Source organism: Kitasatospora sp. NPDC059577, assembly GCF_042735475.1.
GTDB lineage: Bacteria > Actinomycetota > Actinomycetes > Streptomycetales > Streptomycetaceae > Kitasatospora.
Genome location: NZ_JBHWBZ010000004.1, coordinates 104,246 through 115,927, shown reverse-complemented (window position 1 = coordinate 115,927; position 11,682 = coordinate 104,246). Strand labels below are relative to the sequence as shown.

At 75.4% G+C, this 11,682-nt stretch carries 8 protein-coding genes, 1 pseudogene and 1 riboswitch; of the genes and pseudogenes, 3 read left to right on the top strand and 6 right to left on the bottom strand.

What is annotated here, in order from left to right:
• Positions 1–298: 298 nt before the first annotated feature.
• Entirely contained in the window at positions 299–1,510 is a 1,212-nt protein-coding gene (locus ACFV0O_RS05920) for a hypothetical protein (RefSeq protein WP_380336905.1), read from the top strand.
• 91 nt (positions 1,511–1,601) lie between these two features.
• Here the strand turns inward: ACFV0O_RS05920 and ACFV0O_RS05915 are convergent, their stop codons facing one another.
• Positions 1,602–3,101, bottom strand: a complete 1,500-nt coding sequence (locus ACFV0O_RS05915; protein ID WP_380336902.1) for an aminopeptidase P family protein — start codon at positions 3,099–3,101, stop codon at positions 1,602–1,604.
• A 168-nt stretch (positions 3,102–3,269) separates the two neighbouring features.
• Complete coding sequence (locus ACFV0O_RS05910) at positions 3,270–4,742, bottom strand: PP2C family protein-serine/threonine phosphatase (RefSeq protein ID WP_380336900.1); 1,473 nt, start codon at positions 4,740–4,742, stop codon at positions 3,270–3,272.
• 616 nt (positions 4,743–5,358) lie between these two features.
• Between ACFV0O_RS05910 and ACFV0O_RS05905 the strand changes: the two genes are divergently transcribed.
• A complete protein-coding gene (locus ACFV0O_RS05905) occupies positions 5,359–5,994 on the top strand; it encodes a bifunctional DNA primase/polymerase (RefSeq protein ID WP_380336897.1) in 636 nt (211 codons plus the stop codon).
• Positions 5,995–6,212: 218 nt separating this feature from the next.
• Here ACFV0O_RS05905 and ACFV0O_RS05900 read toward each other — a convergent pair whose 3' ends face one another.
• The 4 genes from ACFV0O_RS05900 to ACFV0O_RS05885 all read right to left on the bottom strand — a co-directional run bounded on the left by ACFV0O_RS05900 (position 6,213) and on the right by ACFV0O_RS05885 (position 10,548).
• On the bottom strand, positions 6,213–7,187 hold the full coding sequence (locus ACFV0O_RS05900) for a DUF5926 family protein (RefSeq protein WP_360253827.1): 975 nt from the start codon (positions 7,185–7,187) through the stop codon (positions 6,213–6,215).
• Between the two features lie 114 nt (positions 7,188–7,301).
• Positions 7,302–7,721 (bottom strand): ATP-binding protein, encoded by a 420-nt coding sequence (locus ACFV0O_RS05895; protein ID WP_380336895.1) that lies wholly within the window; start codon positions 7,719–7,721, stop codon positions 7,302–7,304.
• 417 nt (positions 7,722–8,138) lie between these two features.
• Positions 8,139–8,963 (bottom strand): glycerophosphodiester phosphodiesterase family protein, encoded by an 825-nt coding sequence (locus tag ACFV0O_RS05890; RefSeq protein ID WP_380336893.1) that lies wholly within the window; start codon positions 8,961–8,963, stop codon positions 8,139–8,141.
• A gap of 145 nt (positions 8,964–9,108) precedes the next feature.
• A complete protein-coding gene (locus ACFV0O_RS05885; protein ID WP_380336890.1) occupies positions 9,109–10,548 on the bottom strand; it encodes a purine-cytosine permease family protein in 1,440 nt (479 codons plus the stop codon).
• Positions 10,541–10,687, bottom strand: a riboswitch (TPP riboswitch). (Overlaps the previous gene by 8 nt.)
• Before the next feature lie 210 nt (positions 10,688–10,897).
• Here ACFV0O_RS05885 and ACFV0O_RS05880 point away from each other — a divergent pair.
• Positions 10,898–11,682 (top strand): annotated as a pseudogene (locus tag ACFV0O_RS05880) (hypothetical protein); the annotation flags it as partial.

Sequence of the window (11,682 nt, the reverse complement as noted above, 5' to 3'; positions counted from 1 at the left end):
CCGGCGCGCCCGCCCGGCCGCGCCCCCTCGGCCTAGCCGCGCCGGCGCCCCCCCCCCCCCCGCCGCCCCACCCCCCCTAACCACCCCCCCCGCCCGCCTTTCGGCGTTCCGGGCCGAGGCCGCGAAAAAACTCTCGGATCCACCTGCAACCCCCCGGCGGGTCGGACGTCTATCAGGGTGAGAGGCGGGGAGAGCGAGCCGGCGGGGCCGGGGCTCGGGCCGACTCCCCGGGGCGCCGACGAGCCGTTCGTGCGCCCGGAACCACCATCACCATCACCATGTCCTGGGGGACCGTTCCATGAGCACGTCCGTTGTTGCCCGTATTGCGAAGATTGTCCCCCTGGCCGTCATCGCCGCCGTCGGTGTCGCCGCCTGCGGCCCCGCGGAGACCGGCTCCTCGGCCGCCCCGAGCGCCACGCGGTCCGCCGCGAGCGTGGTGACCACCGCCCCGGCCGCGCCGACCGGGTCCCCCGCCGCGTCGGCCACGCCCGTCCCGGCCGAGCCGAGCGCCACCCCCTCCGCCGCCGCCACCACCCCGAGCGAGGCCGGGTCGCCCGCCGCGGTGGCCGTCGGGGCAACGGCGAAGCCCTCCGCCAAGCCTTCCGCCCAGTCCTCCGGCAAGCCCGTCACCAAGCCGGTCGCCAACCCCGTCAGCGGGAACGGCGGCATCGGGATCACCTTCGACGGCCTGAACGACGGCCGGCAGGTCCAGGTGGGCGAGCAGGTGGCCTTCTCGGTGACCTGGAGGAACAACGACTCCTCGGGCAGCCGCGCGGTGGCGCCGGTGGTGGCGACCCAGGAGTTCGAGGGCGCGAAGTGCCAGCGCGGGCTCGCGATGGCGCAGGGCAAGCTGGAGCGCAAGGACGCCTCGGGCTGGAAGGCCATGCCGGCGCTGAGCCAGGGCGGCGGGATGGACTACGCGGGCACGGGTGACGACGCGGCCTTCACCCTGGCGGCGGGCGAGAGCCGGACCGTCCAGTACCGGATGGTCCTCGACGCGGGCAACCAGCCGGGCCGGCTGGCCGTCGAGGCGGACGCGGTGCAGCCGTCCTCCCTCACGGTCATGACGAAGAGCGTGGTCACCGCGTCGGTCGTCGACCGCCACCGCCCGGTGGTGACCTCGGTGTCCGGGCCCACCGCGCTGGTCGTGGGCGGGGCCCCGACCGAGTTCTCCTTCGGGGTCTCGTCGCCGGACGGGTCGGCCCTGCTGCGCCCGGTGGTGCGGCTGTCCCTCCCGGCGGGCGCGGGCCTGACCGGGGCGGACGTCACGATGGAGGCGAAGGTCGGCAACGAGTGGAAGTCCTTCGAGGTGACCCCGGACTGCAACGGGCGGCTCGGGGTGGCGCCGGCCGAGCTGGTCGGCGTCCTGCGGGGCAACCCGGTCGAGTACACGTTCCGGGTCGGCCTGAAGCGGACCGGCAGCGCCGCGCCGGTGGAGATCCAGGTCGGCGGGGACTCGGACGGCCACGCCGGCGAGACCGTCGCGGTCCGGCCCGCCGTCCGGCGCTGACCGCCGGACGCACGAGGGCCCGGCCCGCTGCCGGACGCACGAGGGCCCGGCCTCCCGTCGCGCGGGGCCGGGCCCTTCGGGGCGCGGTGGCTCAGGCGAGCGAGGCCATCCAGGCCTCGACGTCCTCGGAGCGGCGGGGCAGGCCGGCCGAGAGGTTCTCGTTGCCGTCGGCGGTGACCAGGATGTCGTCCTCGATGCGGACGCCGATGCCGCGGTACTCCTCCGGCACGGTCAGGTCGTCCTGCTGGAAGTACAGGCCGGGCTCGACGGTGAGGACCATGCCGGGGACCAGCAGGGCGTCGACGTGCTCCTCGCGGCGCGAGTGGGCGCAGTCGTGGACGTCGAGGCCGAGCATGTGGCCGGTGCCGTGGAGGGTCCAGCGGCGCTGCAGGCCGAGTTCCAGGACCTTCTCGACGTCGTACACGGAGGCGTCCAGCAGGCCCCAGGCGAGCAGGCGCTCGGCGAGCACCCGCTGCGAGGCCTCGTGGAAGTCGCGGAAGCGGGCGCCGGGCTTCACCGCGGCGATGCCGGCTTCCTGGGCGTCGTACACCGCGTCGTAGATCTTGCGCTGCAGGTCGGTGAAGCGGCCGTCGATCGGGAGGCTGCGGGTGACGTCGGCGGTGTAGAGCGTGTGGGTCTCCACGCCGGCGTCCAGGAGCAGCAGCTCACCGGGGCGCACGTCGCCGTCGTTGCGGACCCAGTGCAGGGTGGTGGCGTGCGGGCCGGCGGCGGCGATGGTGCCGTAGCCGACGTCGTTGCCCTCGACCCGCGCGCGGCGCCAGAAGGTGCCCTCGATCCAGCGCTCCGAGGTGGCGACGGCCTGGCCGAGCTCGCGGACCACGTCGGTGAAGCCCTTGACGGTGGCGTCGCAGGCGGCGCGCAGCTCGCCGATCTCCCACTCGTCCTTGACCAGCCGCAGGCCGCTCAGGAACTCCTTGAACCCGGCGTCCTTGTCGGCGTCGAGGACGTCGGCGAGCGCGGCCTCCAGACCGGCGTCGTAGCCGCGGACGATCCGGGTGGGGGCGGCGGAGGCGGCGGCGCGCGCGGCCAGCTCCTCGGCGACCTTGCGGACGTCGCGGGCGGGCAGGCCGAGCAGCTGCTCCTGCTCGGTCAGGCTGTGCCGGCGGCCGACCCACAGCTCGCCGTGGCCGTCCAGCCAGAACTCGCCGTTCTCGCGGTCGGAGCGGGGCAGCAGGTAGAGGGTGAACTCGTGGCCGGCGTCGCCGGTCGGCTCGGCGACCAGCACGGCGTCCTCGGTCTGGTCACCGGTGAGGTGCACGTACTCGCTGGAGGCGCGGAAGGCGTAGTCGGTGTCGTTGGAGCGGACCCGCAGGTTGCCGGCCGGGACGACCAGGCGCTCGCCGGGGTGGGCGGCGGACAGCCGGGCGCGGCGCTCGGCCGCGTACGGGGCCTGGGCGACGGGGACGAGGCCGTGCAGCTCGGTGTCGGCCCAGCCGGACTTCATGGAGGCGGCCAGCTCGTCGGAGATGTCGTCGTAGAGGCCGTTCTTGCGTCCCTTGAACTCCTGCGGCTCCTCGCCGCCCTCGGCCTCGGGGTTCTCGGCCACCGCGGGGGTGCGGTCCTCGGTCACGTGCAACGCCTCCTTGGGGGTGGTACCGCCGCCCCTCGGGGGAGTGTCGGATCGCGACACGCGCGGGCGGCCGTGCGTCCATGGTACGGACGCCCGGCCGTTCGCCCTCCCCCCGACCTCGGCCGGGGGACTCCATGGGCCCGGTGCCTCCGTCCGGACCGGCGCCGGTCAGTCGAAGCGGGCCGCCAGCAGCATCAGGTCGTCGGTGGCCGCCGCCGCGGTGGCCGGGTCCGGGCAGACGGCCAGCAGGTGGGCGCAGAGCCGGTCCGGGTCGATCCGCACGTCGCGCGGGGCGTCGGCGGCGGCCCGGCGCAGGTTGGCCTGTCCGGCGTGCAGGGTCGGGCCGCAGCGGCGGGCCAGGCCCTCGGTGTAGAGCAGCAGGGTGTCGCCGCGCCCGGCGGTGAGCTCGACCCCGGGCGCCTCCCAGCAGGCCAGCATGCCGAGCGGGGCGGAGAGCGAGGTCTCCACGAACTCGGCGCCGTGCCGGCCGACCAGGACCGGCGGGCAGTGTCCGGCGCCGGCGAGGGTGATCCGGCGCTCCTCGGGCTCGATCCAGGCGTAGACGGCGGTGGCGGTGCGGGTCGGCTCGGTGGTCTTGAGCAGCAGTTCCAGGTCGCCCAGGACGGAGACCGGGTCCTCGCCCTCCAGGACCGCGTACGCCCGCAGCGCGGCCCGTACCCGGCCCATCGCGGCGGCCGCGCCGGCGGCGGAGCCGGGGCCCGCGCCGGGGCCGTCGCCGGAGACGGAGCCGACGGTGAGGCCGACGGTGCCGTCCGGCAGCGGGATGGCGTCGTACCAGTCGCTGCCGCAGGAGCGGTCCAGCCCGGCCGGGACGAGCCGGGCGGCCAGCCGCAGGCCGTCGGTGCGGGGGAGGTGGTCGGGCAGCAGGCCGCGGCGCAGCGCCTCGGTGGTGCGCAGGGTCCGTTCCGCCTCCAGCTGCTTGGCGAGCAGCGGGGCGGCGACCTCGCAGTACCGGCGGGCGAGTGCGCGCCGGCAGTCGGCCGGCACGGCGGGCTCGTCGTAGAACCAGAGGGCGGCGGCGAGCGGGCCGTCCTCGGTGGTGGCGAGCGGCAGGCCGTAGGCGCCGCCGAGGCCGAGGTGGACGGCGAGTTCGCGCAGTCGTGCGCCGATGGCCGGGTCCTCGGCGAGGTCGGGGGAGTGCAGCTGGGCGGGCCGGTCCCGTTCGCGCAGCAGCCGGGCGAGCAGGCTCTGTTCGGTCGGGACGGTCTCCAGGGCGCCCAGGCTGGCGCGGTCGAGGTTGAGGCCGACGGGCTGTCCGGGGCCGCCGCCGGGCGTCCGGGTGACCAGGACGCCGCGGCGGGCGCCGAGCAGGGCGGCGCCGGAGGCGAGGACGGCGTCGAGGGTGGCGGTGAGGCCGCGGGCCCGGGCGAGCCGTTCGGTGTGTTCGTGCAGGCTGGTGAGGTCGGACAGGCGTCCGGCCAAACGGTCCTGCACGGTGGCGGACGGTGCCGTGGGGTCGTCCACGGGGTCGTCCGGTGCGTCCGCGGGGTCGTCCGGCGCGTCGGCGGGGCCGGGGAGTCCCGGCGGGTCGAGGACGGTGAGCCCGCCTGCGCAGCCGGGTTCGCCCGGTTCGGCGGTCGTCGTCGACGGGAGGGCCGTCGACGGGTGGGACTCGGTCATGCCGCCACTCCTGACGCGGTGCTACGTGCCATGCGGAACCCCCAGGTACGGCCGATGTGGAGCGAGTACGGCCAAAGAGCGCGTTTCGCCTCGTTTCGCTACTACTCGTCATTGATCGACAGCAATGCCACCACTTCTACACAGGCCATTCGGGGCATGTCCAGATCCAGGACGGCGCGGGGGCGGGTTCCGCGGCCGTCGCGACCCGGTCGGAGGGCGTGCGTGGTTCGTGCGCGCGCCGCTCGGGCGGGAGGCATGGAGGGAGGCGCGAGCGGGCAGAACCGTGGGGACGGACCGGGCGGCCGTCCGGATCGTATGCCCGTGCCGCCCCGGAGCCGGGTCGGCCGGAAGTCCCTCACTCGTACGGTGGAACCAAGCGCGCCCGGGCGGCGTCCATCCGGTCGCGTACGGGATTCTCGTTCCAAGGGCTGTTCCAGTCCGCGGCCCTTCTCATGTCGTGCTCCACACCGTGCTCCACGTCGTAGCCGCGCCGTCCGCCATGCCGCCCGCCCCGCTCCGCGCCGCACGGACCGTGCCGCGGTGGGCCCCGCGGAGGGTTCCGGTGGATGCCGACGGGGCGGAGCGAACCGAGCGGTCAGGGAAAGGAACGAGCGCCATGCGTGAGAACCCGAAGGACCGGTCGGAGGAGCGTGCCGCCCGGCTGGCCGCGGCCCTGGAGGCCGCCGTCGACCACCGCTGGCCCGTGGTGCCGGGCGCCGTGCTGCGCGGCGGGCGCTGCTCCTGCGGCGACCGGGACTGCACCGTTCCCGGCGCGCACCCGCACGACCCCTCGCTGCTGGCCGCCACCACGGACGCCCGGATGGTGCGCTGGTGGTGGGAGCGGCAGAGCCCCGACGCGACGGTGCTGGCGGCCACCGGTTCCACGGTCTCGGCGGTCAGCCTGCCCGCGGCGGCCGGGGCGCGGGCGCTGGTCTACCTCGGCGCGCTGCGGATGCCGCTCGGGCCGGTGCTGGCGATGCCGGGCCGCTACGCGCTGCTGGTGGCCCCGTACTCCTTGGACGCGCTCGGCGAGATGCTCGCCCAACTCCCTTGGGTGCCGGGTTCGTTGCGCTACCACGGGCCGGGCGGTTTCCTGCCGCTGCCGCCCGGCGGGACGGCCGGCCGGGTGCGCTGGGTGCTGGCGCCGCGACCGGGTGCGGGTGGCGGGGTCTGGTTGCCGCAGGTCGGGCCGCTGCTGGGCGAGTTGGTGGAGGCGACGGTCCGGCTGGACAGCGGACGCTCGGCGTACTGAAGACCGGGTGCCGTCCCCGGGTGCCGGGGCGGCGACCGGCGGGGCGCTCCGGAAAAAGAAAAGATCCGGCCGCTGGCGACGGGGGATGCACCAGCGGCCGGACTCTTTAGACAGTAACAAGGATCCGCGCCCGCGCCAATTTCCAAGACGCCCTCCACGCCCGGAAATTGCGCGTTCACCGCGACAATGTGACGCGTATCACGCGGATCCTGCGTGCTTTAGTTCAAGGTGACCTGACGGTTCACCAGGTTCGCGCGGGCGCGCCGCTCCTCGGCGGTCAGCGGGGTCGCGTCGGCGAGGACCGCGGCGAGCCGCTCGCCGAACTCGGCGGCCGGCTTCTCGCAGTCGGCGGCGGTCATCGCGAGCGGCAGGTCCCACACCGGCACGGTCAGGCCGTGCGCGCGGAAGGAACCGACCAGGCGGGTGTCCGGGCCGAGCGAGGCCTCGCCGGCGGCGTTCAGCCGGGCCAGCGCGTCCAGCAGCTGCTCCTCGGGCACGGTCATCACCCAGCGCAGGTGGTTCTTGTCCGGGGTGCCGCACCAGTAGGCGGCGTCGACGCTGCCCAGCTTCTCGGTCGGGATGGCCGAGGCGTTGGCGCGCTCCAGGGAGGCGGCGACCTCGCCGGTGGCGGTCTCGGCGTCCTCCAGCCAGAACTCGAAGCCGGTGTGCACGACCGGCTCGAACGCGGCGGTGGTGTCCAGCAGGTCCTGCAGGCGGCGCCCGCCCGGGACGGTCCGGCGGGCCGGCACCGGGGTGCCCGGCTCGGTGGCCAGGGCCAGCTCCAGGGCGTCCGCGAGGTCGCGGCTGAGGTCGCCGGAGGAGGACTGGGTCTGCAGGCCGAGCAGGATCGAGCCGTCCTGGCGGCGCAGGGCCGGCCAGGCCAGCGGCAGCACGGTCGCCAGCGTCACCGACGGGACGTCGCCCTCGGCCACCCCGGCGGCCAGCGTCAGCGGCACCGTGGCGGCGGGCACCAGCTCGCGCAGCGCCACCCAGTCGGCCTCGCCCGGCAGGCCCTCGAACGGGCGGTGCACGAGCTCCTGCACCGCGTGCGAGGCCTCCCGGCCGTGGCAGGCCTTGTAGCGGCGGCCCGAGCCGCACGGGCAGTCCTCGCGGGCCCCGACCACGGGGACCTCACCCGTGACGGCGGTGGTGGACTGACGCTGCGGCGCCTTCTTGGCGGCCTTCTTGCCCATGGTGCGGCTCTCCCGGGAACGGTGGTCCTGTGTCCCGGGAAGCCTACTGACGTTCCTCCGGCACCCGCGCTACCCCCGGCGCGCGCGAACGCGCCGGGGCGGGCGGGTGCCGCCCTACGCGCTGCGGGCGTCGCCCCCGGAGCGCCGGGCGTGGCGGGCGCGCGCGGGCAGCGCCGCCCAGACCGTCACCTCGCCGGGCGAGTCGCGCACGCCCCAGTCGCTGGCCAGCTGGTCGACGATGCTCAGGCCGCGGCCGCCGCGCGAGGTCAGCGAGGGACCGGCGGGCAGCGGCCGGGTGGTCGCGCCGCCGTCGGTGACCTCCAGGGTGAGCACGCCGTCGGTGTGCATCTGCCAGCGGACCAGCACGCCGCCGTCCGGCCCGGCCGTGCCCTCGCCGTGCTCCCGGCCGCCGGGTGCGGGGTGCGTCCCGGACGGGACGCCGACCAGCACCTGCCCGAGCACCTCGGCCCGGGCGCTGCGGCCGAGCGCCGGCAGCGGGCCGAGCGGACGGGCGTAGCGACACGCATTGCTCAACAGTTCGGAAAGGATCAGAACAGCATCATCGATGACCGGTTCCGGTATCTGCCGGTCACCCAGATCTCGACGCAGTCGGCGCCGTGCGACCCCGACACTCGCTGGGCCGTGCGGCACTGCCATGGTCGATGAAGTCGGCACTTCACGCGCCACCATCAACGCCACCCCCGGACCTCCTTCAGCGTATGCCGAGGGAGAGATGCCCCTTGGTAATGCGTCGGAAACGAGCACCGGACGATCCCGCGAGCCCATTTCGAGCACGGCGACCGACGGTGGGCAAGAGGTCATTCCGTGCTCACCCTCCGTCGCCCGGGCGCAAGAATTCCGGCAATACCGAGCGAGGAAGGTTTGACTGCCGACCAGAGTGATCAGTCTGCACCGGTACGGTCGTCGGTGCGTCGGCGGATCACCCGCGGATCACCGGCCGAGCTGCGCCAGCACCTCGGCGGGCCGGTTGGTGATGATCGCGGACACCCCGAGTTCCAGGCAGAGCTCGACGTCGGCCGGGTCGTCCACCGTCCACACGTGCACCGCGTGCCCCAGTTCGCGCAGCCGGGTCACCAGCTGCGGGCGGGCCCGCACCAGATCGATGCCCGGACCGGCGATCCGCGCCCCGCCCGGCAGCGGCGCGCCCTCGCGCAGCCGGCCGAGCAGCGGGAGCGTGCGCTCGAACAGGAACACCCGGCGGTACTCCGGCGCGGCGGCGGCCACCCGGTTCAGGGCGACCGAGGAGAAGCTCATGATCCGGGCGGACGGACGGTCGCCCTCCGGGGCCGTGCCGATCTTGTACCGCTCCAGCGTCCGCAGCAGCTCGGCCTCCACCAGGCCGCGGAAGCGCACCGGGTGCTTGGTCTCGATCGCCAGGTCCACCGGGCGGCCGCAGTCCACCACCAGCTCCAGCAGGCGGTCCAGCCGCAGCACGCCGCGCAGCTCGGGGTCGGTGCTGGGGCGGCCGGTCTTCCAGGCACCGAAGTCGTAGGCCTCCAGCTCGGCGAGCGTCATCGCCGAGACGGTGCCGCGGCCGTCGGACACCCGGCCGATCCGCCGGTCGTGCACGCAGACCAGGTGGCCGTCGGCGGTCACCCGCACGTCGCACTCCACCGCGTCGGCGCCCTCGTCGAGGGCGCGGCGGTAGGCCGCGAGGGTGTGTTCGGGCAGGGCGTGGGAGGAACCGCGGTGGGCGATCACCTGGACGGGCGGCGCGGTGCGCGCCGCCGCCGAGGACAGGTCTGGGCTGGTCACAGGGCCAACGATAGGCGGCGGAGGTGAAGCGGGGGCGAAGACGGCCCCAACCCGTGGGGCCGTCTGCGGGGTGCCGGGCGGTCGAACGGCCCGGCGGCCGGCGGTGTCGGGCCGCCGGGCCGCCGGGGGCCCGGGCCGCGGGGCGTCAGCGCGCGGCGCGGCGGGAGAGCGGGGCGAGCGCCCAGGTGACCAGGGCGGGCACCAGGAACGCGAACAGCGAGGCGGACGTCCACTCCTGCGGGGTGAAGTGCAGCGCCTCCTGGGCGGAGGTCCAGAAGTCCGTCCACCAGCCGGCGACCTTGGTCGGCGCGATGAACTGGTAGACGGCGAAGCCCAGCACCCACGGCAGCAGCATCGTCCAGCGGGACGGCGCGTCCTCGGAGAGGTCCCAGCCGCGGCGTCCGGCGCCGAGGAAGAAGTCCACCGCCAGCACCGCCAGCAGCGGCACGAACACCGAGCCGATCAGGCCCAGGAAGTTGTAGTAGCTGTCGGTGAACTTGTCGATCTGCAGCGCCAGCACGGTGGTCAGCACGCCGATCGCGCCGCTCAGCACCCGGCGGTCCGCCCTCGGCAGCAGGTTCTGCACCGACATGGCGGTCGAGTACACGTTGGCGAAGGACTGGTCCGTCTCGCGCAGCACCAGGACCAGCAGGAACAGCCAGCCGGCCCAGACGCCCAGGAAGGAGTCGAAGATCTTGTCCGGGTCGCCGCCGGACTGCAGCAGCGCCATCAGGCCGAGCACGTAGCACCAGACCTGGGCGACCGTGTAGCCGGAGAAGCTGCCCCAGAACGCCGAGCGCGCGGTGCGCGAGTGCCGCGTGTAGTCGGCGGCCAGCGGGACGAAGGAGACCGACACCGCGATCATCGCGTCGGTCGCGCCGAGGAAGCCGTGCCAGTTGCCGGCGCCCGGGTCCGGCACGCCCTGGCGGCCCAGCTGGACGGTGAAGTACACCATCGCGACGGCGACCGCCCCGGCCACGAAGCGGCGCAGCACCGCGATCGAGCCCAGCGGCCAGATGGTCAGCGCGGTGGTCAGCGCGCCCGCGAGCAGCACGAACAGCCAGCGGTAGCCGCTGGTGTGGGCGACGGTCTGGGCGCCCGCCGAGATCGTCAGCAGCTCGAACACGCCCCAGCCGATGCACTGGACGATGTTCAGCACCGTCGGCAGGTACGACAGCCGGGTGCCGAACAGCCCGCGCAGGTTCGCCATCGCGGGGGCGCCGGTCCGGGCGCCGATCAGCGCGGCCACGCCGAGCATCGCGGTGCCGACCGCCGTGCCGACCGCGATCGCGGTCACCGCGGCGGCCAGCGAGAGTTCGCTGCCGGGGGCGCCGAGCACGGTGGCGGCGGTGGAGAAGCCGATCAGGCTGACGCCCAGGTTCATCCAGAGCGCGAAGTGGTCCCGGAAGCGCAGTGTGCGCGGCGGCTCGGTGTCCAGGACCAGCGGCGCCTCGACCCGGCCGGCCCGGTCGGGGCGGTCCAGGACGGCGGTGGCCCCGGCCGACGGGTCGGGGGACTCCGCGGGGGCGGGGAAGCCCTCGGGCGCGGGCGCGCCCGAAGAGGAGGATGGCGAAGCAGGCGGCATGGCCGATACTCCCTACGCCGGCATTACCCGGACAGGTTCCGGCGGTCAGCGCCCCCTCGAACGTCCGCCTCGCTCGCGTGGCGTACGGTCGACATGCGCACTCTCAGCCTGGTCGGTCCAAGCTCCCGCGTGTCAGTTTGGAGCGACAGGCTAACCGGCACGGGGGCGAACACCCAAGGCCAGGGCGTGCGCGGTCCGCATCGCGGGACGCCCGGCAGGGGGTGGGGAGCCCACGGCCGTCGGCACCGGCTAAGGATTCTTATGAGTTCTTCAGAGGGGTCCTTACGGCAATCGAATCGACAGTGCGAAAAACTATGGTCCTTGGTTCTGCCAGCTATGGAGGTCGTCCGTGAGCACCGAGCGCGAGGTTGGGCCCACCGGGCCGCAGGGGGAGCAGCCCGCCGGCCAGGGAGCGGCCGACGCCGTTTCCGACGGCCCCGCTCAGGGCGGGCACCAGTCGACCATGGCCTTCCGCCGGGTCCCCGAGGCCGCCGGGGACACCCCGGTCGACGCCCCGGCGGAAGGCGGGCACAAGCCGACCATGGCGTTCAGCCGGGTGCCCGAGCCCGAGGCGGCGCCCGCGGCGCCCGCTGCCGAGGCCGCCCCGGTCGACGCCCCGGCGGAGGGCGGGCACAAGCCCACCGTCGCCTTCACCAAGGTCCCCGCGCCGGAGGCCCCGGCCGCGTCCGAGGCGCCCGCCGCGCCGGTCCCCGCCGTCGCCGAGCAGCCCGCCGTCGACCCGGTCACCGGGTACATCGACGCGCCACCGCCGGTCCTGCCGCCCGCCACCCCGGCTGCCGCGCCCGTGGTCCCGGCGCTGCCGCCGGCCGCCAACCCGTACGCCACCCCGACCCACGGTGTCCCCGCCGCCGGCGCGCACGACCCGTACGGTGCCGCCGCGCCCGCGCCGGGCACCCCGGCGGCGCCCGGTGCGCCCGCCGCGCACGGCCACCACCCGTTCGGCGCAGGCCAGCCGCTCGGCGGCTGGGGACCGTCCCACGACGCCGCCTCCGGCGGCGCGGGGCCCCCCCCGGGGCCCCACCCCCCCCCCGGCGCCCCCCCCCCGGACCCCCCCGGCCCCCCCCCGCGGGGGCCCCCCCCGGCGCCCCGCGGCCGGGGGGCCCCCAGGCCGGC

Coding starts and splice junctions, on each gene's coding strand:
- ACFV0O_RS05920 (WP_380336905.1), top strand. CDS start 299: ATGAGCACGTCCGTTGTTGCCCGTATTGCGAAGATTGTCCCCCTGGCC.
- ACFV0O_RS05910 (WP_380336900.1), bottom strand. CDS start 4,742: ATGACCGAGTCCCACCCGTCGACGGCCCTCCCGTCGACGACGACCGCC.
- ACFV0O_RS05905 (WP_380336897.1), top strand. CDS start 5,359: ATGCGTGAGAACCCGAAGGACCGGTCGGAGGAGCGTGCCGCCCGGCTG.
- ACFV0O_RS05900 (WP_360253827.1), bottom strand. CDS start 7,187: ATGGGCAAGAAGGCCGCCAAGAAGGCGCCGCAGCGTCAGTCCACCACC.
- ACFV0O_RS05885 (WP_380336890.1), bottom strand. CDS start 10,548: ATGCCGCCTGCTTCGCCATCCTCCTCTTCGGGCGCGCCCGCGCCCGAG.